A 24,201-nucleotide genomic window follows, 5' to 3' on the forward strand; every position below is an offset into this window, starting at 1 on the left:
ATTGGGTTTGCGGCTTCAAATCTTTTGGTTGCACTATCACCACAGTTCCAACTTGCGCTTGTTGGAAGAGCGCTGGGTGGTATGTGTGCTGGCACGCTGTGGCCCATGATTACGGCATACGGTATGTCGCTCGTTCCTCGCGAATCTGCTGGAAAAGCTGTTGCTATTATCATGTCGGGCATAACGGTGGGCATGTCGGTTGGTCAACCCTGTATGACTTGGATTGGCCGTCAATTTGGTTTTCAGGTTGAATTTGCGGTTATGGCGATCCTTATTGTGGCGGTTATGGTGCTCTGCATGATGTTTTTGCCTCACGTTAAAGGCGAAAAACGAAGCCGAGAAAATTCTCCGTTTACTATGCTTGCCAACCCAGGTATTTTGCTGGTCATTGCGCTAACATTTTTAGGAGTTGGCGCAAATTATGGTGTATATACTTTTATTACCACGCTTATTTCTACGTTTCACTATCCCAGCGTTGAGCTGGCACAAATTTGGTTTGGCATTGGCTCAATTATTTCGGTTATTCTTATTTTGAGGTTTATTGATACGCGGCTTCATCTCTTTTTAGTTTTTATGTTTGTGCTGGGCTGTGTAGCTATGCTTGTATTTTATAGCTTACATATCGAAATGGTGCTCCACGGTGCATTCGTTCTTTGGGGTATTGCATTTGGCTCGCTGAGCAGTATTTTTCAAACTGCAACTGCGCGCCAGGTTCGTAGTGGTACTGCTGTTGCTAATGCGCTTCAATCCTGCTCGTTTAATGTTGCCATTATGTTTGGATCAACGACTGCTGGATTTTTACTCGAAACAGGAGGAATTGAGCCTATTGTCTTAGGTGCATCAGCTATCTTCTTTGTTGGTATGGTGCTCTCAGTTTGTACACGCTCATATTTTGCTTAAAGTACATATTTTACTAGAACATACGTTTGATTTACAAGCGAAGCAATTCAAGCAAAGCTGCACGTAGGCTATTCGCCCTCTTGAGGGCGCGTTTCTATTGAGCGGATAATGCCTACCATTACATCATCACCAGACAACAAGCCTAACAGCGTTGCAAAATTGCGTGCTACGGGAAATACCTCGGCATCAAGCGATGCTTTTGTCCCTTCAAGTACAAATGATGTGATCTCGGGAGTGGGCGCAAGGGGTATGTTGTAGGCTTTAAGCACTGATATAAGCTCTTGTGTATCCATTGCAGAAAGTGGATGCTCAGTGGTATCAGATTGAGATATGCCTAATTCCGCACGTAATTGTGTAACAAGGCGTGGCATAAAATGCACCGCACATGCAAAACATGCTTGAGCAGATAACTTGTGGTTCTTTATCATCTCAAGGCGAGCCATGTGATAGTATGCAAGCGCCAAGCTTTCGGGAGCATACGCATAGTGCATGAAGTCGATAAGCTCATTTCGTGCCTGGTCGTAACGTTCGCACGCAATTAAACATTTTATAAGCTGAATGTGAGCCTGCCCGTCAACAGGTGCAATATTTACCAGTTTATAAGCATATGTAACAGCTTTTTTATAATCTTTTAAGGCAGCCGTGCACACCGATAATCCTAAAAGCATTTCATAATAGGCGTCAGGTACCAGCATCAGCGAAACACGATGCGAATCCCACATGTGCTGTTCGTGCTGCATAAAGTCGCGCGCCGTATGTGCATGCGGCAACAGCGCGTCTTTATCAAGCTCACGGTTTTTGCAACGTCGCTCATATTCAATGCGCCCATATTTGCTGTTATAAAGTGCACGATCTATATAGTTGTTAAAGTAGCGCCATTTTACCGTTTGTGTATCACGATAGCTGCCTTTTTTCTCGATATCGGTATATACCGGTGTAAGCAAATCAAGTGCTTGTTGGTATGCTTCATTATTGCAGGCATTGATTGCCTGTTTGGCAATTTGATTAAGAGTATCGCCGCTTATAAGTTCTTCGGTGATTGCTTGAGTACTATCTGGTATCAAAGCAGCAATAAGCTTGCGTGCGCAGCGTCTGCACGCTTCCGTAATGCGCGGATCAACTTCATTTTTGCCACATTCCAGAATAATCTGTACTTTGTCTGAGCAGCTGAGCGTGCCAGCCGTTTCCTCGCGTGCGAGTTTTTCTGCAACACGTGCTGCAAGTTTTTCGAGGCATTCGTTTTCTTCGATTGCTAAACCCGAGGCATGTCGACAACCAAATACACGCTGTTGTTCTTTGGATAAGCGCGTGTTATTGTTCAAGAGCACGTCGTAGCGTTTGGAAGGACAAAAACGCGTTTCGTCTAACGAAAATGTCTGTTCAATTGGATGCAACATGTTGTCAGAAATATGAATTTCGGGAACAAACTGGTGATAGATGTCTTGTAACTCATTTGTATCGCAAAGTTTGTCAAAGTCTATGGTCAAAAAGCGTGCTTTATCAAAATCTACCGAAAGCAAGCAAGAAGTGCTGCCGTTCTGCTTTTTGCGCGCGGCAATCCAAACATGTTCAATACGGTCAGAACTTGCAAACGCAACACCAGCAAGCAGTAATGCAAGACGAAGTGTATAAGCACTTGCCAGGCACTTTTTATCGCTGATTGAATTTTTATGAGGAAGATGGTTTACAAAATCATAATCGGGAAATACATGAGCGTCCGTGACGTCAAATTCAAGAGCAACATTGCCATCTGCAACGTTGGTACGAAAATCAACATGGAGACGATAGGGAAGCCGTAGTGCTTCAACAGCATAGGCTATACTTCGACGTACCACCCATTCAGTATTAGGCACTTCACCTTGGGATTTACCCAACATTGGCTTGATACGCGCAAGCTCATGGGCAATTGAGTTGGTATACGTGTCTAAAACCGCATGTGCTTGTTCTTGCGTAAATTCCGTACCTTGAAAATGCTCAGCTAAAATAAGTGTTGCGTTAAGCGCGACTTCTGCTTTTTCTACCGCACGTAAAGCCTGAGTTGTTAGATTTTTTCCTGACGTACGAATGTAGAAAAAATTAGACGGCTGTGGACGAACAATACGCATTTCGGTAAGTGAGAGTTTATCTGAAAAAATACCCGAATCCATAAGCTCGCGCACTAAAAACCATGCAAGACAAGAAGGCTTTTGAGGTGATTTTGCAGGCGATTCGTCTTTAAGATAAGAGTTATTTGAAAGTGTAGAGAGTTTGAGCAACTGCGTTTCTTGGCCCGTTTCGTCGCAAATTACGGTTTTTTGAGCGGATGCACTTAGGTTATTTTGCATGTGATCAACACCGCGCTTTAATTGAGCAGAATCCCACAGAGCGCGCTTGTCTTTGACATCTTGCGCAAAGAGTCGCAATGCTGCAATTCCATCGGCTGTATGGAGCAGCTTTGAGGTAAAGTCATCTAGATCAAAAGGTTCAATCTTTGCTTGAGCCAAGTTAATGTGTTGAGCCAGCGCCTTTGTTTGTCGTGCGTGATCCTGTGAGTTGTCTTGGGTGTCTGTTTTTAGTGCAGCTGCGCTTGCCGCTTTTGTTGCAAGCTCGTCCGCCCCTGTTTTTGGGGAATTTGCCATGTGTTCTGCACTTATCGTGTCAACGTTTGCATCGGCAGCCAAAGCTGCAGGAGTTGTTAAAAGTGCATCATTCGCAGTGTCTTTGTTATTAGAAGCAAAATAGTATATCCAGCACGCGGCAACCAAGCCATAGCCGAGTGCTGCAATGTATCCACATATCATGTTTTGTCCAAAAAGAGCGTCTGCTAAAAAGAGTAAACCACCAGGAAGAAATATTACACTTATGCAGATGCACATTTCTTTAGTTATTCTCATATAAAACCTTTCGTAGTTACTCTTTAGTATAGCTTTTTTATACCCATCCGTACTGTTTGAGTGCATTCATTTTAAGGTATGAGATAAGTCTTTGTAGAGATAGTGGCAAGTGTTTGTAAAGATGATGATGGAATGGGTTATGGACAGGTGAGCTGTAAAGCTGAATGTATACTTAAAATAATATCTTCGACTACACCCTCAAATTGATTCGTCCGTACTATTCAGATATATGTTTGGATGAGGCTGTGTGTTTGCTATCGGCGATGTTAAATTGCACAACGCGCCAACTAGGTGCTTTTAAGGTTGTTACATGTAAGAGAGGTTACCGTGCACAGTATAGATTACCTGCTATTGCTTCTTATTGGAGCTGTGATGCTTCGCAGTATATATCGTATTGCACGCAGTATGACAGGTGCGTGTGGTTCGTGCGATATTAAAAAATCCTGCCCCGCGCATGCTGGTATCTTAAGCAAAAATTCGAGTCAATCACAATGTCCAGCTGCACAAGCTATGCTTGCTCATGCGGATAAAGCGCTTGCGCTTCAACGTCTGAGCAGGGTTCAGCAGCAACCAACTTCGCACAAAGCTTAGCAGTAACATTTTTGTGCTGCTATAAATTGTGTTATCTGTTTACTTTTTCAAAAAACGCAAGAAAATACGTTTCTTTCCCAGCACGATTGTGAGAAACTAACACAAATACTGATTGAGGAGGAACGTATGGGTGATGATCGCAATATCGATTTTGTTTTACGCACCGTAGAAAAACGCGGTATTCGTTTTGTTCGCCTTTGGTTTACCGATGTGTTGGGAAAACTTAAATCATTTTCTATTGCGTCTGAAGACTTGGAAGAGGCTTTTGAAGAAGGAGTCGGATTTGACGGTTCGGCAGTTGAAGGCTTTGTTCCGCAAGAAGAGTCAGACATGCTTGCGTTCCCCGATCCAACTACGTTTCAAATTCTCCCATGGCGACATTCCGAAAATGATGGTGTAGCACGTATTATTTGCGACATAAAAACGCCTCATCGCAATCCTTTTGAAGGCGATCCACGCTCATGTTTACGTAGAGTTTTTGCCGAAGCAGAATCTAAAGGCTATATTCTAAATGTTGGTCCAAAGATTGAGTATTTTTATTTTGATCGCTCTAATGTGGATGGCTCTTTACTTCCTAAATCACTTGATACAGCTGGATATTTTGATCTTACGGCATCGGACTCTTCAACCGATCTTCGTCGCTCCACAACTCTTATGCTTGAGCGTATGTCTATTCCTATTCAATATTCCTATCACGCACCCGCTCCTTCGCAAAATAGCGTAGAGCTTCGCTATACCGAGGCCATAAGCTGTGCTGATAATATTATGACAGCGCGTTTGGTTATTCGTCAGCAGGCGTTTGATAATAATTTGATCGCATCATTTATGCCTAAGCCATCTACCGAAGTTTCGGGTTCTGGTATGTTCTTGTATCAATCACTGTTTGATAAAGAGGGCAATAATCTATTTTGGGCTCCAAAAAAAGAAAATATTGCTCATCTAACGCCTCTCGCTCAACACTACGTTGCAGGACTTTTAAGATATGCGCCAGAATTTATGCTTATCACTAATCCAACAGTTAATTCGTACAAACGTCTTGTTGCAAATGGAGAAGTTCCCGTATATACAACCTGGGGTCGCAAAAACCGCTCTGCGCTTGTACGTGTTCCTACGCATAAGCCTGGAAAACATCAGTCAACACGTATCGAACTTAGAAATCCCGATCCTACGGCAAATCCTTATCTTGCGCTTGCTATATCTTTAGCAGCGGGTATGCGCGGTATCGAAGAAGAACTTCCGCTTGCGCCCGAGGCTCCCATGAAATTGGACACCTTGAGTCTTGCAGAGCAAAAGGCAGCTGGTATTCATCGTTTGCCTAAAAATCTAGGTGACGCTATTGATCTTTTTGAACAAAGCGATTTCTGCCGCGGTGTTTTGGGTGATCATCTGTTTGAGTATTTACTTAAAGAAAAGCGTCGTGAATGGGATGAGTACTGTTCTATTGTTACCGATTGGGAACGTAAAAAATGTTATGTAGGCGTTTAGCTTTACGGTGTTTCGTTATGCATTGACCATATAGATGCAATTACGGTGTATTAAAGGGGTTATAAGGGAGGATATTCAATGCATCATAAAAATGTCTTGCTGGTAGCTCATACTAAACGATGCGTGGCCAGTATGCAGGATTTAAAGCAGGCCTTGGATGTATCTATTTTGTCTTCTACACCACAAACGATTCATCGTGCATTTGACTCGGGTCATGAATTTGATCTTATTATTATTGATACCCTTGATCTTGATACTGCTGTGCTTAAGACTATTGAGTCTGCAGGCGTTGAACACGGTGTGTCAGCATTGCTGCTTATTCAAGATCAGCGTAACTTAGATAAATTGTATATTCCTAAGCATATAAATTTTGACTTCATTTTGCCCACTGCGCCAAGTTCAGAGTTTCAAATTAGATGTGCACTTTTATTGTGGACAGGCGAAGAAGCAGAGCCAGCGGACGAGATATGCGTAGACAATATGAGTATTAATCTTGCTACCTATCAAGTGTGCATAGACACTAAGCCTGTAGACTTAACATTAATGGAGTATTCTCTTCTTTCATTTTTAGTTACTCATCCAGGTCGTGCATATTCGCGCGAAAAACTTTTGCATCAGGTGTGGGGCTTTGAATACTGCGGTGGTACAAGAACCGTTGATGTCCATATACGTCGCGTTCGTTCTAAAGTGGGACCTCAGATTGCTTCTCATATTGCCACGGTTCGTGGTGTAGGGTATCTCTTTAAATCGTAAGCATTAACGATTACCTCATTTTGTGTAACGTGTTATGTTTTGTGCAACGTGCGGTGAGCGTGTGTCAGTTTTATATGAATGTATACATTTAACCGATTATGTATATAGTTCATATATACCGATAACCTCTTAGCTATTGTTTTGAGGTATATGTTTACCTCATGAAAAGAAAGGTGTTGCAATGAATAATGAATTGGAGCATCCTCAACACGTAAATCCAACTGCGCCTCGTCAAGATACATCACCAACAGATGTTATGGATCCTCTTGTGTCTCATTCTCAACATGAACATGACCAACAAGGTAAAACGACGTCTTCTGTTCCACATGTTTCGGCTCATGTAGCGGATACGGTCGTAGCTCCACGAATTTCAACTTCAAGTGCTCATGCACAAATTCCATGTGCACAGACAAAATCTGATCCATGTAAACCTGATACCATGAGAAAAAAACGCCATGTGCGTACATGTTTGGTAAGACTTGGATTGGCACTTATTCTTGTTCTTGCAGGCGCAGGCGTTGATTTTGGTGTTCAAAACTACCTAGCCCAAACGCGCGGACACAGCTCACAGGGTAATTCTTCGCCCTTAACTATAGACGCCCATGATCAGGATACATCCACAGCAAAAGCTGCGGCTGCTAAGGCTCTTCCTTCGGTTGTTTCAATTGGAGTGCAAAAAGCTCAGGGTTCAGGTGTGGGATCGGGCGTAATGCTCGATAGCGATGGTAATATTCTTACTAATTATCATGTTGTTGCTAATGCTCAAGCTGTTTCGGTTACTATTGCTAACAAAACGTATTCCGCAAAGGTGGTTGGTTCGGATCCTTCAAGCGATATTGCCGTGATTAAAGCCGATTTGGAAGGCGACGAAGTTACACCTATAGAAGTTGCCGATTCAGATAAGCTTTCTGTTGGCGACTGGGTTATGTCGGTAGGAAGCCCCTACGGTTTGAATCAGTCTGTTTCTGCAGGTATCATAAGCTCTCTTGCACGAAATCAATCGCTGCGTACAAAGTCGGGCACAACCTTGTATACCAACTTAATTCAAACGGATGCTTCTATTAATCCTGGTAATTCTGGTGGTGCCTTAGTTAATGCCGAAGGTAAGCTTGTTGGTATATGCACGCTTTTCTCTTCTACATCGGGAGCTTTTTCTGGTATTGGCTTTGCCATTCCATCAAATTATGCTATGAAAATTGCCCATAAAATTTTGAATGGCGAAAAAGTAACACATGCCTATATTGGCCTTGCTATGCAGACCATTAACGCACAAAATGCATCACATTATCGTTTGCCCGTTACCGAAGGTGCCTACGTTGCAGATGTTGCGGCAACGGGTCCTGCCGAAAAAGCAGGTATCAAAAAGGGCGATATTATTACCGCTGTTGATGATAAAGAAATTACCTCGGCTGATGCAATGATTTTGAATGTTAGATCTCATGAAATTGGCCAAACAGTGCGTGTTACGGTTTGGCGTGATAAAGAGAAAAAAACATTTGACGTGACACTTGGATCGGATGAAGCGCTACAGCAGCAACAAAACACCTTGCAAAAGCAACAGTCGCCCAATGCTGATCCTTTTGGAACACCCAAAACCAATGAAGACGATTCCGATGATTCCGATCAAAATGGACAAGGTACACCAAACCAACGTAAAAAGCTTCAGCGCTTAAAAGAGTTCATTATGGATCTCAATAATTTATAAGCGAGAACTTATATGTCCTTGTCTAAGAACACGCGTTTGTATACATTTGACGTAGAAGGCATGACTTGTTCGGCATGCGTTAAGCATGTGCAGCAGGCAGCCGAGGGTATTACGGGTGTGCAGTCAGCAGACGTTAATTTGTTAACGCATACACTGCGTATACAGGCTAATCCACATGAAATTGGTCCGTCTTTCTGCACAACGGTTGTGGATACTCTTAAAAGCGCAGGTTACGATGCTCAAATCAGTGATGTTGCTGGTGGTGCGCATGATGGTGTTGCCGATGCAGCTGCTAACAGTGTAACCGCCACACCTGGTAGTGCTTCTGACGCTGCCGCCGCTGTTGGCGTAGCTCAAAAGCACTCTCATTCAACTCCTGCAGGCTCTGACCTGCGCGAACTTTCCCGTCTTGCGCATCGCCTTAAACTTTCAATTCTCTGTGCCGTGCCACTGATGTATCTTGCTATGGCTCCTATGTTTGGATTGCCCTGTCTATTTTCAAGCACTTCGCGCGCCGATTACGCACTTGGTGGTCTCATCCAATTCTTTTTGGCGCTGTGCATTCTCATTATCAACCGCGTGTACTTCATACGTGGCTTTAAGGCAGCTCGCGCAGGTTATGCCACCATGGATACGCTTATTGCGCTTGGATCACTTGCTTCGTTTGTATATTCAACGTTTCTTGTGGGGCTTCGCTGGTTTGATGTGTTTGCGTTTCTACATTATGCCGAACATGTGTTTTCTTTGCCGCGCGCACAGCAAAGCTTTACACAGGCACTTCCTGCTTTCGTAAGCGTATCCGCGGCTTTTCCCCTCGATCATCTCTATTTTGATTCGTGCGGCATGATTTTAGTATTTGTAAGTATTGGAACCTATTTTGAAACAAAAACCAAGCAACAAGCAACAAGCGCATTAACCGAGCTTATCAATTTGGTGCCGCCTTTGGTAACGGTTGTTACTTCTTCGGGAGAAAAGCTTTGTTCGCGCGATTCCGTGCAGGTTGGGCAAGAAATAATCGTTAAAGCAGGGGAGCGTATTGCTCTGGACGCCACCGTGGTTGCAGGCTTGCTTGCAGTAGATGAGTCTGCCCTTTCAGGCGAGGCGTTTCCTCAAGACAAAACACTTCATTCCAAGGTTTATGCAGGAACTCACGTTCTGCAGGGTTGGGCGCGTTTGCGTGTGGACACTGTAGCTTCCCAGAGCGTACTTTCTCATATTATTACCCTTGTTGAACAAGCTACTTCAACTAAAGCTCCTATTGAACGCATCGCTGATACACTTGCATCTTTATTTGTACCTGCCGTTATATTGATTTCTTTGATTACATTTGTCACTTGGTTGTTGCTTGCAGGCGCAGTATCCGCACTTCCTTGGGCAATAAATTGTGCTGTAAGCGTGTTAGTTGTTAGTTGTCCTTGCGCCCTGGGTTTGGCAGTACCTGTTGCGCTTATGGTTGCATGTGCGCGTGGCGCGCGTTTTGGTATTTTATTCAAATGCGCTTCTGCGCTTGAAAACTTGCGCCGTGTACGTGTGGTTGCTTTTGATAAAACGGGTACGCTTACTCGCGGCAAGCCTTGTGTTACAACACATGTGGTGCTTGATGAATTATCAAATAATCAGCAGGCCTACGCATCGTTTTTGCGCGATGTATGGATGCTTGAGCATAAAAGCGAACACGTGGTTGCGCGCGCTTTATGCTTATATATTAAAACATTGGCAGATAAGCATGAAATAGAGCTTAGCGACAAAACGTGCACTTCTGTTGTTGATACCTGCGATTTTACTCAACAACCTGGTCTTGGTGTCACAGGTTATGTACGAGACAGACGCCTGGTAATAGGTAATGAGCGACTTATGCACTCATTGCATATTGATATAACACAAGTTTGTGCTGTATTGCCTAAGTCTACGTTAAAATCGAGCGTTATATACGTTGCCTACGATACATGTGCCTGTGCCTGTTTTGAGTTTGAAGATCTTTGCAAGCCTTCAAGCATTGAAGCGCTTGCCGCTTTGCGCACGCGCGCTCTTGAACCAGTTATGCTTTCTGGGGATACGCCTGCATCATGTGAGCAGCTTGCGCGCCAGCTCAGCATAAAGGAAGTACATGCAGGTTTGTTGCCAAATGAGAAATACGCATGTATCAAGAATCTGCAAAATGCTGTGCATGTGCGCACGTCTAAACTTTCGCGTTTGGTAGGTTTTCGCAGCTATCCGTTAGTTGCAATGGTAGGTGACGGTATTAACGATGCACCGTCTTTAGCTCAAGCAGATATTGGCATTGCGGTGGGTGCTGGAACCGATATTGCAATTGATTCCGCTGACATCGTTTTAATGAATTCCAATGTATGCGATCTTGTGCATGCTTACGATTTAAGTAAAAAAACGGCACGTATTATCAAGCAAAATCTTTTTTGGGCGCTGGTGTATAACGTTATTTGTATACCACTTGCGGCAGGCGTATTCCAACCGTTTTCTATAACGTTTAACCCTATGATGGCTTCGGCGTCTATGAGCATTTCTTCGCTTATCGTAGTGGGAAACGCGCTTCGTTTGCTGAGATGGAAACCGCGCGCGCTTTCTAAAATTACTCCTACCTCACGCGAACATTCATCTACAATAAAAGAAAAAATTAGTGTAACGCATAAAGAAACTCGTGGAACGCATAAGGAGAAAACTGTGATTATTAAGTTGGCAATTGAGGGTATGACCTGCGAACATTGCGTACGTCACGTAACAGATGCTCTGTCAGAGGTTGCAGGTGTTAGTAAGGTCGATGTAAGCCTTGCCTGTAAATCAGCAGAAGTAGTATGTAGCGATGCACAAATATCTCAACAACTTATTGCTGCCGTAGAAAAAGCAGGATATAGCGCGCACTTGATGTAATGGTGCGTTATACAAATAGTTGGCAGTATGAGAGCTTATTGTAGTTTGTGCTAATAAGGATCACGTATGACACAACATAGTAAATCTAGAGAGAAAATACCAAGTTCTTCGCTTAAGACAACTCAGATGACACAGCCTACGCTGTTTGACGTGATGTCTGAAGCCACAACGGGCAACGATTCAGCTACCGCGCCCGTAGCATTTCATACGCCAAACGCTCAAACCTTCGTCGCACCTGTTTCTACACCGCATGAATCGCTAGAAGCTGATGTTCCTGTTGATACGCATGCCAGCTTGCCTGAGGCACGCGCGCGTGAGCTTAGAAAACTATTGGACTATCACGCTTATCGATATTATGCTTTAGATGCGCCTTTGATAACCGATAGCCAGTTTGACAGCTATCTTCAAGAATTGTTGCATCTCGAAAAAACGTATCCCTATCTCGATGATGAGCATTCATACACACATCGTATAGGTGGTTATGTTTCTCAGCAATTTCGTCGGGTTGCCCATGCTCAGCGCATGTATTCTATGGACGATGCTATGAATTTGGAGGAGCTTGATGCCTGGCTTGAGAAAACTGATGAAGCGCTTGGGTCTTCGCCGTCCAATCCTGTTGCATATACCTGCGAACTTAAAATAGATGGTTTAGGTGTTGCGCTTACCTATCACAATGGTCAGCTCTTGCGTGCGGCAACGCGCGGTGATGGTAGTGTTGGAGAAGACGTAACCGCCAACGTGATTACCATTAAAGATGTACCGCACACCCTTTTACGTGATGGTTTGCAAAAAATTGCCAACACGGGTTTTGGATCGGATATTGAGGTGCGCGGCGAAGTATATATGCCCAAGCATAGCTTTGTCCGTCTTAACGAAACCGCCGACGATGAAGGCCGTCCTACCTTTGCAAATCCGCGTAATGCTGCGGCTGGCTCGCTTCGTCAAAAAAATGCACGCATTACCGCACATCGTGATCTTGAAACATTTATTTATGCGCTTGCTTCGCGCGAATCTTTAGACGTTCATACCCAAACCGATTTTTTGTCATGGTTGTCTTCGTGCGGTTTTAGCGTCAATCCACATGCGCAGCGCTGTGTGTGTGCACAAGAGGTGCACGACTATTGCGCGCGTGCGCTTAAAAACCGCAGCTCACTTGATTACGATATTGATGGTGTTGTGGTCAAGGTTGATTCTTTTGCCTTCCAAGATCAGCTTGGTTTTACGGCGCGCGCGCCAAGGTGGGCAATTGCGTTTAAGTTTCCGCCCGAGCAAAAGCAAACCATACTTAGAGAAATTCGCATTCAAGTTGGTAGAACGGGCGTTCTTACACCCGTTGCCGAATTTGATCCCGTTTTGGTTGCAGGATCAACCATAGCGCGCGCAACGCTGCATAATATAGACGAAGTACGTCGTCGTGATGTGCGTGTAGGCGATACCATTGTTGTCCACAAAGCAGGTGATGTGATCCCAGAAGTTGTAGGACCAGTTCTAGAAGGTGATCTTGCGGCGCTTCATTTTGCGCGTCCTGTGTGGGATATGCCGCGTACCTGTCCTGCGTGCGGTGCATCCGTTGTGCGCGAGGACGATGAAGTGGCGTATCGCTGTGTTTCGCTTGATTGCCCAGCTCAGGCATCTCAGCGTCTTATCCATTGGTGTTCTCGAAAGGCCATGGATATTGATGGCTTAGGCTCTGAACTTATCACGAGACTTACCGAACAAGGCTATGTTAAAGATGTTGCCGATTATTACGATAAATTGAGCTTAGAAAATTTGAGCTCGCTTGATACGGGACGCACATACGATACTACCAATAAATTGCACAAGCAGGGTGACGCCATTCGTGTTGGTAAAAAAATTGCGTCAAAAATTACAGCGCAGCTCAATAAGAGTAAACAAGCAGGTCTTGCCCGCGTTTTGTTTGGGTTGGGAATTCGCCATGTAGGAGCAAGTGTTGCAGAACTTATCGTGGCAACATATCCTGATCTTGAAAGTTTACTGCGTGCAGATAAAGACGAAATTGCAGCTATAGATGGTGTTGGTCCCAAAATTGCTGCTTCATTGGTCGACTTTTTGCACATGCCACAAAATATGGAAGTGCTTATGCGTCTGCAAGCTGCAGGTGTGGTACTTTCAGCTCCTGAACAGAAAGCAAAGCTTCCGCAATCGTTAACAGGATACACCTTTGTGCTCACCGGAACGCTTGAGAATCTGTCGCGCACTGCCGCAGGAGATGCGCTCAAAGCCTTAGGTGCAAAAGTTTCGGGTTCGGTATCTCGTAAAACAAGTTTTGTGATTGCAGGGGAGCAAGCAGGTTCAAAACTAGACAAAGCGCGCGAGTTGGGCGTATGCGTGATTGGCAGAAAAGAGCTTGATGAAATTTTATCTGACCAAAAATTGCCACAATATTTGCTTGAACAGCTTAAAGAATAGACCAAAGAATAGCTAAAAGAACAGCTTAAAGAATAACTAAAAGGAGAAAAGATGCCATCATCACAGTTAAACGACCATATAGAAGTTCACGAAAACACGATGGACTTTATGGGCTATAAAACGTACTACCGCATTGCGGGTGACATAACTTCTGGTAAAGCACCGCTGATTACGCTTCACGGAGGACCTGGTTCTACCCACAATTATATGGAACTCCTTGACCCCGTGGCTCTGCGTGGCCGTGCGGTTATCAGCTATGACCAGCTGGGATGTGGCAAGTCGTATGTAGAAAATCGCCCCGATTTGTGGAAACTGAGCACATGGGAAAACGAGCTTGAAGCTCTTATTAGTCACCTTGGTTTGTCAAAATATTATCTGTTAGGCCAATCATGGGGCGGTATGCTGGCACAGAGCTTTGCGCTTGATTGCAACGCGCAGGGGTTGCAAGGCCTTATTTTGTCGTCTACATTGCCGTCCTCGCAACTTTGGGCGCGCGAGCAGCACCGTCTTGCGCGTATGCTTCCTGCGCTTGAATACAGTGCGCTTATGAATGCCGAAAAAACGCAGGACTTTTCTGGCCGTGCATATACCCAGGCTCTAGACCATTTTATGACTATGCATTGTTGCGATTTAACATACGACGAAACTGCGCCCGAATGCTTGCGTCGTCCTAAGAAAAGTGGCGAAGAATCCTATGTAGTTGCGTGGGGCCCAAACGAATTAACGGCAACGGGTACGCTTGCAGATTGGAACGTGATTGATCGTTTGCACCACATTAAGGTGCCAACGCTCATTATCAGCGGCACAGATGACGAGTGTACACCGCTTATTGCAAAGACTATGTTTGATCGTATTCCAAACGCACGCTGGGAATTATTTGAAGGCTGTAGGCACATGTGTTACGCCGAAAATAACGAGCATTATCTGAGTGTCATTTGTGATTTCATGACCAACTAGTATAATGTGTGCCTGTGTGAGGTTACTTATTTGCTTACCAGACCTTATAGGACAAGCTTGTAGGATATGAAATGAGATTCTTATGATAGCTGTAACTAATGATATTTTTAGCGGTACGCAAGCACCTGTCATTATTGGTATTATTATTGCAATATGTTTAATCGTAGCTGGTGTGGTAATGCGCCGTCGTAAATAATCAACGGCTTTTTAGTCTTTGTATCTGTACAAATCTATCTTATGTGCAGGGGCTTTTCTTATGTGCAGAGGCCTTCAATCTAACTCATATAATGAGCAAAAATAGTGAGAAAATCGGGTGTCCGCTTACAGCAGATACCCGATTTCTTATGCAACAACCTATGAATTATAACGCGTGTTCTAACGTCTAATCTCACCTTATCAACATAGGTGCTAGTCTACCTGTTTTACATGCACAGCTTCTTTGAGTTCGTCCATGCGCGAAAACGTACCTAAACCTGCAGACATAGCAACATTTGCGCCACATGCCATTGCGTTTGTAAGAGCCTGCTCAACAGATGCTTTATGCACCACATATGATGCCAAAAAGCACCCAAGCGTAGCATCGCCTGCGCAAACCGTAGAATAAGGCTTAATTATTGGTGCGTTTGCATACCAAACATGTGTTCCATTAAAAAAGTACGCGCCGCGCGAACCAAGCGTCAACAATACGTTTTGAAATCCTTGCGTGCCCAAATCATGGAGCGCGCGGACAGTATCATCTTCGTCTGTAAGCGTATAGCCAAAAATGGCATGCAATTCGTCGTCGTTAGGCTTAATGAGAAGCGGCTTCTTTGAACCAAGCTGGCTTAGGTGAGAAGAGCTGGTATCAAGCACAATGTCTACGTGCTTAGCAGCAAGGGTATCAAAAATCTCATCATAAAAGGTAGGTTTAACTTCGGGAGGAAGCGAGCCCGATACAACAAGACAGGTTAAATCATCAAGCGAGCTCAGCAACTGTAAAAGTTCGTGCTGTTTATCTTCTGGCACACTACAGCCTGCATTAGGGAAGGTATATTCTTGCGTAGGCGTCGAAATAAAGGGGTTGATGCGTGTGATACCGTCTACCATAACGGGATAAACGTCACAGCCCTTCTTTCGTGCCTCGTCAACAATATAGGTACCGCTAAATCCTCCAAAAAAACCTAAAATAGGAGCATGTACACCAAAATGTTGAAGGGTAAAACTCACATTTAAGCCTTTGCCGTTTGGAGTATATACTGCATCTTTGGTGCGACAAACACGATTAGGTACTACAACATCGGCGCTTACATTCATGTCAACGGCAGGATTGGGAGTGAGCGTATAAATCATGGGTATGTCCTTAGGTTTGTGCTTGCTCAAAACGAGCAATAACGTTTGCGCTTGTGTCTTATGAGCAGACCACTATGCTTTGTTGGTAGACCTTACGCCTTGTTGGTTGATCCCAGGTTGTCCATATGCGATGCAACAATATCAAAAATTGCCTGTTGAGCTGGGATAAATGGTTTTTTAGGATCAAAGCATGCAGGATTTTCTCCCATATATTTCATAAAGCCAGCGGTAAAGACTTGTCGCAACTCGGTTGCATAGTTTACTTTGCAAATACCATTTTGAATAGCTTGTGCAACCTGATCGTCGGGGACACCCGATGTGCCGTGCAATACTAAAGGTACATTTGTATGCGCCTTAATCTCTTTAAGAACGCCCTGTTCAATATGAGGCGTACCTTTATATACGCCATGAATGGTACCAACGCCTACCGCTAAGGATGTGCAATGTGTTTTTGCAATAAATTCTGCAGCTTGTTCGGGGTCGGTGTAGGGATTTTCGTCGGCAGCAAGTGGGCCATCGTCTTCTTTTCCGCCCACTTTACCTAATTCGGCCTCAACAGGAAGTCCAATAGGCTCAGCAACTTTGGTTACCGATGTCGTAAGAGCAAGATTGCTTTGATAATCAACATGTGATCCATCGATCATAACCGAGGTATAGCCTGCTCGAATAGCCTGTACGCAGCGCTCAAACGTATCGCCGTGGTCAAGGTGAAGCGCAACAGGAACATCTACCGACTCTGCTGCAACGCTGACCATTGCCTTAAAATAATCAACATTTGCATATTTCAGCGTTCCAGGTGTTGTCTGTAAAATAATAGGCGAGTGCTTTGCTTGCGCAGCACGCACTGCTGCCATGACAAACTCAAGGTTCTCTACATTAAATGCACCAACGGCATAATGTCCTTCGTAGGCTTTTTGCAACATTTCTTTTGTTGAAACGAGCATGATGACACTACCTCCTATAAAACGTGTATGAGCTTTGCTGTCAAAAGGCATAATAACAAGGCAATCATGATTTGATACTTCATTTGACAACAAAATGTACCTTCATTGTAGAATACTTTATGAATCTCGCGTTATCTCATGTATGCTTTGTCGTGCATAATACATAATTGAAATTGTAAATTCTGTTGGCATTAAATATAGACCCTGACCTGTGCTCCTTTGGGTTTTTATATGCATACCACTTTCTTGAGGGAAAGGCATACTTTTATGATTTTAACCGTTACGCTTAATCCTTCTATCGATACAAGCTACGCGCTTGATAAGCTTTGTATAGACGATGTCAATCGTGTAGTTGCTCATAAAACAGCAGGAGGCAAAGGTCTTAATGTCACGCGTGTTTTGCACGAGTTGGGCGCGCGCGTTCTTGCGACTGGTTTTGTGGGGGGATATATGGGCTCTTACTTGCAGCAGCTCATGGATAACTCTGACTTGCCTCATGACTTTTTGCAGATAAAGGGCGAAACACGCGTATGCATAAGCGTACTGCACGAAGGCAAACAAACCGAGTTTTTAGAGGCAGGGCCTTGTGTGACACCACAGGATACGCAGGCATTTAAGGAAAAATTTACGCACCTTATGCAAGATGTTTCGTGCGTTACGATTTCGGGATCTATGCCACAAGGCATACCCGATGATTTTTATGCGCATCTTATTACGAGCGCTGCCGCTGCGCGCAAACATGTGCTGTTGGATACATCGGGCGCAGCTCTTGAAGCAGCTCTTTTGTCGTCGGATAAACCAACGCTTATAAAACCCAATCTTTCGGAACTCAATGCTATGCTGCACACAAACTTTACCAGCGAAAATCCCCAAGCGCTTGTACATGCGCTTGCGAGCGATGAACGTTTTACGGGTGTTGCATGGATTGTTATTTCTATGGGAAAAGACGGTTTGCTTGCATACCATCAAGGAAGCGTGTATCGCGTGCACGCTGCTCAAATTAGCTGCGTTAATGCAACGGGTTCGGGAGATTCTACAATTGCAGGATTTGCCTATGCGCTTTCGCAAAATATGAGCGCGCCCGACGTGCTGCGCTATGGAGCCGCGTGCGGTACGCTTAATGCGCTTGAAGCCCAAACTGGTCATATTGATATGGATAAATGGGACAACGTATATAAAGACACCAAGGTAGAACGTATTAAATAAAGAAGTATTAAAGAAGTGTTGTCATGAGCATGGATTTAGATAGTGCGGCTGCTCAAATTGTCACGTACGAACCGATATTGCTGCAGGGCGTAACCTGTATTGCTTATCAGGTATTCAGAGAAACTAAAGTTTTATGGATTGACTAGAACATAAAACTCAACTGTTGTAGGATAATTTCAAGCTGATGTACAGTCGCAAACTACACCTGAGGGTATGGTTGAATGCTTTAAGCGTTACGCCAACGTTAAGTAGGTAGTAGACTGTAGCTAACGCGCATTGCATATAAGATAAATGGAAAAGGCGACTTTTGCTTAAAGCGAAGGTCGCCTTTTATAGATGAATTTCACCTTCCAAAAAGATTTGTTGTTATATTTCTAACCGGTATTACTATTTAAAGACCTTTATGCATTTAACTTGTATTTTAAGGTGTTCATATTCATATACTCACTGAAAAATATAATCGCACATGAGGTGTACATAGCGATTTTATACGCACTTCTCATGAAAAATAACCCTTGTGAACTGCTGTTATCCGTTAGCCAGCGTTTTCTGTCCGTTCACCTAACACAACTTTGTATCTAATGACTTTATACACATTCTTTTATACACTATGAGTAGCTGGTTATAACCAGTTATACAAAATGTCTGATGTGCCGCAAAATGAACGTCCCACACGTTGAGCGATAGGAAAACACATGGTAGGTTGCATTATTACAGGACACGGTGATTTTGCACAAGGACTTATCTCTGCACTCGAAATGATTGCAGGTCCTCAAAATGCAACTCAAGCCGTTATTTTTCACGAAGATGAAGCCGCTACATTTGGAGTGCGCCTTACACAAGCAATTGATGAAGCAATTGCACAGTTTGGTTCGGTTGTAGTTTGTTGCGATTTAATGGGTGGCACTCCATTTAATCAGGCAATGTTGGCTGCAGCAGATAAGCCAGTTGAAATTGTAACTGGTTGTAATTTAGGCATGTTACTCGAGCTCACCTCTTCCCAAAGCAGTGCCTCTTCAGCTCAAGAACTTGCCCAGATCGCGCAAGATGCAGGCAAGGAAAGCGTTGCACACATCAGCCCATCTCAAATCAACACCCACACAGAAAATCAAGACTCTTTAGATCTGTTTGATGAAGGAGATGGTATTTAATGAGTGAGATGTTTCTCAACGCTTTAGGTGCTTCTTCATTAGTTATTGCTGTTCTTCTTACTTTAATTGCACTTGTTTTGTTTGTGTATATGACCGTTTTAAAACAACGCAAGCAGCACGAATTCAAAGAGCTTCATAAGGAGCTTGCAGTTGGCCAAAGAGTTTCTGTTATGGGTGTTATCTTTGGCGAAATAGTTGCGCTGCGTACAGATACTTGTGATATCAGGGTAAAGTCGGGTGCTGTATTAGAAGTTTCGCGCTATGCAATTCAATATATCGATTCACAAACTTTTGACAAATAGTCGTTCGTTTTGTAGATAATAGGTCAAACTGTGTTGCCACGCGCATCGCTACACGCATGAATATTTACGTGTACGCCTATGAGCTTGGTAACAATGAGATTTTGTTGTGTGAGCAGTCGTAGGCGTTTGTGCATACGGGTTGCGTTTACTGAGGAAATGATGCATAAGCATTCATAGGCATACAACCGAAAGGGTGAGCGGTATGGGTGAACCAAATATTGTACTTGCACGTATTGACAATCGTCTTATTCACGGGCAAGTGGCAACTCAATGGACAGGTAGCGTAGGCGCTAATCTTATTCTGGTTGCGAACGACGAAGTTGCAAGCAATACCATGAGACAACATCTTATGGATATGGCTGCTCCGCAAGGTGTTGCAACGAGATATTTTTCGCTTCAAAAAACAATTGACGTTATTCACAAAGCTGCTCCTCGTCAGCATATTTTCCTCGTGCTGGAAACACCTGAAGATGCTTTAAAGCTGGTAGAAGGTGGCGTTCCCATTAAGGTTTTAAATATAGGTAATATGCATATGTCTGAAGGCAAGCGTCAAGTTGCAACTTCGGTTGCGGTAGATGATGCCGATGTAGCAGCATTCAAAAAACTTGTTGACTTAGGCGTTAAGCTAAGCATCCAACGCGTTCCTACCACAGCTGTTGAGGATTCATCAAAGCTGTTTAATTAATTGGATTTTACGTGCATATATGTGGGGTATATGCACGATAAAAAGGGATATGTATGTTTTTATACATTGAAAGGAGGAGCAAAGATGGAATATTCAATTATTCAGGTTATATTGGTCTTTTTGGTAACGTTTGTTGCCGCAATCGACCAATTTAGTTTCCTTGAGTCACTGTATCAACCGCTGGTTACTGGTCTTGTTATCGGTCTTATCTTGGGCGATGTTCAAACTGGTCTGATTGTTGGTGGTACGTATCAGTTAATGACAATCGGAAACATGCCAATCGGAGGTGCACAACCACCTAATGCTGTAGTAGGTGGTATTATGGCGGCTGTTATTGCCATTTCTTTGCATCTCGATCCAAATATCGCAGTTGCAACTGCAATTCCATTCTCTCTGCTCGGTCAATACGGCGTTACGTTGATCTTTACGCTTATGTCCCCACTCATGAGTAAGGCAGATCAATATGCTCACGATGCCAATCCACAAGGTATTGTTAATCTTAACTACCTTTCAATGGGTCTTTTAGGCCTGGTATTTGGTATTGTTGTTACCCTGTTCTTTGTTGGTGGTGCAACGGTTGGTCAGTCTGTTGTAGATTCAATTCCACAATGGTTAAGCAATGGTTTGAGCGCCGCTGGCGGTATGATGCGCTTTGTTGGTTTTGCAATCCTTCTTAAGTTCATGATGACCAAAGATATGTGGGGATTCTACTTCCTTGGCTTTGGTCTTGCACTTATCGTTACCAACATTGCTGTTCTTGCAACACCTGCTCTGCTTATTCTTGCCCTTATTGGTTTTGGTATTGCATATTGGGATTATCAACAAAATACCGAGCTTAAAGGTAGTGTTGTTGTAAATGCGGGAGGTGAAGAAGATGGCATCTAATGAGCAAACAAGCTATAAAAATTTGAACGAGGGCGCACAGCTTGATCAAGCTACCCTTAACAAAATGGCATGGCGTTCATGCTTCTTGCAAGCATCGTTTAACTACGAGCGTATGCAGGCTGCAGGTTGGCTTTACTCTATCTTGCCCGGTTTGGAAAAGATTCATACCGATAAAGATGACCTTGCTACTTCTATGACCCACAACATGGAGTTCTTCAACATTCATCCATTTTTGGTAACGTTTGCAATGGGTGTAATCCTTTCCATGGAGCAAAAGAAGGTTGATATTCCTACCATCCGTGCGGTCCGTGTATCACTTATGGGACCTCTTGGTGGTATTGGTGATGCCTTGTTCTGGATGACGCTTGTTCCTATTACCGCAGGTATTTGCTCTAATATGGCAATTAGCGGCAGTATCTTTGGCCCTATTTTATTCCTGCTCATCTTTAACATTGTTCAATTTGCGCTTCGTTTTGGCCTTATGAACTGGTCGTATAAGATGGGAACTCAGGCCATTGATTCTATGATGGCTAACATGAAGGCATTTACCCGTGCAGCTTCTATTTTGGGTGTATTTGTTGTTGGTTGCTTAACGGTTGCTATGGGCGGAACGCAAATTAAGCTTTCGGTACCTAATGGTTCAACTCAATCATACGTTGCACATGTTGCCGTTGTTAAAACCGACGAAGTTAAAAGCTTTGACGTCATTAAAAAGACCGACGAAGGCGTTACGCTTTCGGGTACTAAAGACGCAGCTGGTAAGCCTCTTAAAACAGTTGATGACAAAGGCCAAACCGTTGTTGCTGGTGCTAAAGATCTTGGAAATGGCATGAGCGAAGTTACCTACATGGAAATGGTTCAAAAACCGGTCAATGTTGATATCGCTAAGGTACTTGATAGCATTTGTCCTAAGCTTGTTCCATTAGCTATTGTTATGCTTTTGTATTATTTATTTGCACGTCGTCGCTTTACTCCTATGAAGGGTATCATTCTCGTTTTGATTATTGGTATCCTAGGTGCAGGACCATTTGGTATGTGGCCAAGTATTTGGGGTTAATTTCGTGCTAAGCATTTCTAAGGCGTGCGGTGCCTTGCACACTGCACGCCTTTTTTATAGGGGGCATATATGACCGCTACAAGCAAAAAGCAGCCTTTGTATCAACAACTGGTTGATACTTTGCGCGAACAAATTGATAACGATATGACACCTGGCGCTCTGTTGCCCTCCGAACGCGAACTTGCTTCTAAATATGGCTTATCGCGTACAACGGTAAGGCTTGCGTTAGACGAACTTGAAGGATATGGCATAGTGGTACGTCGACATGGAAAGGGAACATTTGTTTCTGAGTTTTCGAGTCATGCAGCCAATCTGATTTCGGCATACAGTTTTACCGAACAAATGAAAGAGCTTGGTCGTGTTCCTTCTACCAAAATTTTGAGTTTTGACGTCATAAAAGCAACGCGCAATGTTGCCGAAAACATTCATATTCCCCTAAACAGTGATGTATATGTTATTAATCGTTTGCGCCTTGCAGACGGAGTTCCCATGATGGTAGGTGCAACGTATTTACCCGTTTCGCTTTTCCCAAATATTAACTTAAACTTGTTGACCGATAAACCCTTGTACGATGTGCTTGAAGAGCATTTTAATCAGCATATTGTTGTTGCAAATGAAGAGTGTTTTGCAAGCACAAGTCGCATGGATGAAGCGGCGTTTTTGAACATTGGCGAAGGTGTTCCCGTATTAAGAATTTGGCGTACCACCTATAATGACAAGCATCAAATTATTGAGTATACCAGAAGCGTTGCACGTGGTGACAGCTTTAAATACGTTGTATCTCACGTGCGAAATAAATAAGTAAGTAAAACCATATGAGCGTATGCTCAAGAAAGAAGGCGGATGGCATGTTTAAAAAATCATCTGAGGAATTAACACAACTAGGTGCGCATATTACAACTCATGAGATTTTTCAGCAAAGTGATTTATGGAAACAAACCTATGACGTGTATACGCAGCACAAACAGGAGATAGACGCATTTTTGAACGGCGTCGTTGCTAACAAAGGAAACCACGAGGACGTTCGAGTTATTTTTGCAGGTGCTGGAACCTCGGCTTATGTGGGAGATACGCTTGTACCATATTTGCGTCGCTCGGCGCAGACGTCTCCGTATGAGTTTTGCGCACGCGCAACCACCGATATTGTGTCTGCTCCTTATGATTTTATTCGCCCCGATGACCCTACGTTGTTTGTTTCGTTTGCTCGTTCAGGTAATAGTCCCGAGAGCTTGGCGGCAATCGAGCGTGTAGAACAGATTGCAACCAATGTTCATTTTCTTAATATAACCTGTGCTCCCGAGGGTAAGCTTGCGGTGCAAAGTGCAAACAATACACGTGCATATACCGTGTTGCTTCCGTTTGCAAATGATCAGGGTTTTGCAATGACAGGTAGCTTTACCTGCATGTTATTGCTTGCTGCACTTATTTTTGATCCATTAGAAGACGCTCGCAAACAAAAACTTGTTGAGCAAATTGCTCAACTTGGTAAAAATATTACCGATCGCGAGGAAGAGATCTGCAAATTCTTACAAGACGACTTTACGCGTATCACCTATTTGGGTTCAGGAGCCCTAGGAGCTCTTACACGCGAAGCGCAACTTAAAATTCTTGAGCTTACTGCTGGAAAAATTGCAACTTCGTTTGATACTTCAATGGGTTATCGTCATGGACCAAAGTCTTTTGTTGATGCACACACGCTGGTATTTGATTTTGTTTCAAACGATGCTTATACGCGTCAATATGACCTGGATATTCTTAACGAAATTGCAGGCGATGATATTGCACTTCACACCGTTGCAATTCAGCAGCTTCAAACTAGCAATTTTGAGGGCGAATCGTTTAACCTTAACGCGCAGGAAGCACTGCCCGAACTTTATCTTGCTTTGCCGTATATTTTGGTTGCTCAGACAATTGCTCTTAATACATCTGTTAAAGTTAACAATACTCCCGATACACCTTCGCCCACTGGCACAGTTAATCGTGTGGTAAAAGGCGTAACTATTCACCCGCTGCCATAGTCTGCGCGCGTGAATATGAACTAACACTTTGCTACAGTTTGTAT

19 protein-coding genes are annotated in these 24,201 nt (G+C 43.7%); 16 read left to right on the forward strand and 3 right to left on the reverse strand.

Annotated features, from left to right (window positions below; genetic code table 11):
• Positions 1-900 (forward strand): MFS transporter (locus tag AC5GD6_RS04250; RefSeq protein ID WP_491846305.1); only part of this gene is annotated, 900 nt, incomplete at its 5' end.
• Between the two features lie 68 nt (positions 901-968).
• On the opposite strand, the gene AC5GD6_RS04255 is transcribed toward AC5GD6_RS04250, so the two are convergent.
• A complete protein-coding gene (locus tag AC5GD6_RS04255) occupies positions 969-3,773 on the reverse strand; it encodes a tetratricopeptide repeat protein (RefSeq protein ID WP_491846306.1) in 2,805 nt (934 codons plus the stop codon).
• A 372-nt stretch (positions 3,774-4,145) separates the two neighbouring features.
• Here AC5GD6_RS04255 and AC5GD6_RS04260 point away from each other — a divergent pair, with 372 nt between their 5' ends.
• From AC5GD6_RS04260 to pepI, 7 genes are all read left to right on the forward strand, one after another.
• The gene (locus AC5GD6_RS04260) at positions 4,146-4,364 is read left to right on the forward strand and encodes a hypothetical protein (RefSeq protein WP_048596673.1); all 219 of its coding nucleotides are present in this window, start codon (positions 4,146-4,148) and stop codon (positions 4,362-4,364) included.
• Between the two features lie 126 nt (positions 4,365-4,490).
• Positions 4,491-5,849 (forward strand): glutamine synthetase family protein, encoded by a 1,359-nt coding sequence (locus tag AC5GD6_RS04265; RefSeq protein WP_006303093.1) that lies wholly within the window; start codon positions 4,491-4,493, stop codon positions 5,847-5,849.
• 78 nt (positions 5,850-5,927) lie between these two features.
• A complete protein-coding gene (locus AC5GD6_RS04270) occupies positions 5,928-6,602 on the forward strand; it encodes a winged helix-turn-helix transcriptional regulator (RefSeq protein ID WP_010241167.1) in 675 nt (224 codons plus the stop codon).
• A 181-nt stretch (positions 6,603-6,783) separates the two neighbouring features.
• Complete coding sequence (locus tag AC5GD6_RS04275) at positions 6,784-8,307, forward strand: S1C family serine protease (protein WP_464395257.1); 1,524 nt, start codon at positions 6,784-6,786, stop codon at positions 8,305-8,307.
• A gap of 12 nt (positions 8,308-8,319) precedes the next feature.
• A complete protein-coding gene (locus AC5GD6_RS04280; RefSeq protein ID WP_491846307.1) occupies positions 8,320-11,193 on the forward strand; it encodes a heavy metal translocating P-type ATPase in 2,874 nt (957 codons plus the stop codon).
• A gap of 66 nt (positions 11,194-11,259) precedes the next feature.
• Positions 11,260-13,623: an NAD-dependent DNA ligase LigA gene (ligA, locus tag AC5GD6_RS04285; protein ID WP_491846308.1), complete on the forward strand. Its 2,364-nt coding sequence runs from the start codon at positions 11,260-11,262 to the stop codon at positions 13,621-13,623.
• Positions 13,624-13,674: 51 nt separating this feature from the next.
• A complete protein-coding gene (gene pepI, locus AC5GD6_RS04290; RefSeq protein ID WP_311439125.1) occupies positions 13,675-14,580 on the forward strand; it encodes a proline iminopeptidase in 906 nt (301 codons plus the stop codon).
• Positions 14,581-14,988: 408 nt separating this feature from the next.
• Here pepI and AC5GD6_RS04295 read toward each other — a convergent pair whose 3' ends face one another.
• Both AC5GD6_RS04295 and AC5GD6_RS04300 read right to left on the reverse strand, forming a co-directional pair.
• Positions 14,989-15,909, reverse strand: coding sequence for a 1-phosphofructokinase family hexose kinase (locus AC5GD6_RS04295; RefSeq protein WP_491846309.1), 921 nt, complete (start codon positions 15,907-15,909; stop codon positions 14,989-14,991).
• Positions 15,910-16,001: 92 nt separating this feature from the next.
• Positions 16,002-16,853: a class II fructose-bisphosphate aldolase gene (locus AC5GD6_RS04300; RefSeq protein WP_303871453.1), complete on the reverse strand. Its 852-nt coding sequence runs from the start codon at positions 16,851-16,853 to the stop codon at positions 16,002-16,004.
• Positions 16,854-17,120: 267 nt separating this feature from the next.
• Between AC5GD6_RS04300 and AC5GD6_RS04305 the strand changes: the two genes are divergently transcribed.
• The 8 genes from AC5GD6_RS04305 to AC5GD6_RS04340 all read left to right on the forward strand — a co-directional run bounded on the left by AC5GD6_RS04305 (position 17,121) and on the right by AC5GD6_RS04340 (position 24,157).
• The gene (locus AC5GD6_RS04305; protein ID WP_491846310.1) at positions 17,121-18,059 is read left to right on the forward strand and encodes a hexose kinase; all 939 of its coding nucleotides are present in this window, start codon (positions 17,121-17,123) and stop codon (positions 18,057-18,059) included.
• A 695-nt stretch (positions 18,060-18,754) separates the two neighbouring features.
• Positions 18,755-19,210: a PTS sugar transporter subunit IIA gene (locus AC5GD6_RS04310; RefSeq protein ID WP_311436416.1), complete on the forward strand. Its 456-nt coding sequence runs from the start codon at positions 18,755-18,757 to the stop codon at positions 19,208-19,210.
• Positions 19,210-19,512 carry a preprotein translocase subunit YajC gene (yajC, locus tag AC5GD6_RS04315; RefSeq protein ID WP_311439122.1) on the forward strand — a complete coding sequence of 101 codons (303 nt, stop codon included), beginning with the start codon at positions 19,210-19,212 and terminating at the stop codon, positions 19,510-19,512. The genes AC5GD6_RS04310 and yajC overlap by 1 nt, the downstream gene beginning before the upstream one ends.
• A 202-nt stretch (positions 19,513-19,714) precedes the next feature.
• Complete coding sequence (gene agaV / locus AC5GD6_RS04320; RefSeq protein ID WP_491846311.1) at positions 19,715-20,197, forward strand: PTS N-acetylgalactosamine transporter subunit IIB; 483 nt, start codon at positions 19,715-19,717, stop codon at positions 20,195-20,197.
• A gap of 84 nt (positions 20,198-20,281) precedes the next feature.
• Positions 20,282-21,082, forward strand: coding sequence for a PTS mannose/fructose/sorbose/N-acetylgalactosamine transporter subunit IIC (locus AC5GD6_RS04325; protein WP_035434620.1), 801 nt, complete (start codon positions 20,282-20,284; stop codon positions 21,080-21,082).
• Positions 21,072-22,139 carry a PTS system mannose/fructose/sorbose family transporter subunit IID gene (locus tag AC5GD6_RS04330; RefSeq protein WP_353585353.1) on the forward strand — a complete coding sequence of 356 codons (1,068 nt, stop codon included), beginning with the start codon at positions 21,072-21,074 and terminating at the stop codon, positions 22,137-22,139. Before AC5GD6_RS04325 ends, AC5GD6_RS04330 begins: the two co-directional genes overlap by 11 nt.
• A gap of 69 nt (positions 22,140-22,208) precedes the next feature.
• Entirely contained in the window at positions 22,209-22,940 is a 732-nt protein-coding gene (locus AC5GD6_RS04335; RefSeq protein WP_061102980.1) for a GntR family transcriptional regulator, read from the forward strand.
• 47 nt (positions 22,941-22,987) lie between these two features.
• Positions 22,988-24,157 carry an AgaS family sugar isomerase gene (locus AC5GD6_RS04340; RefSeq protein WP_491846312.1) on the forward strand — a complete coding sequence of 390 codons (1,170 nt, stop codon included), beginning with the start codon at positions 22,988-22,990 and terminating at the stop codon, positions 24,155-24,157.
• Positions 24,158-24,201: the final 44 nt, after the last annotated feature.

This window comes from Fannyhessea sp. (genome assembly GCF_986145555.1).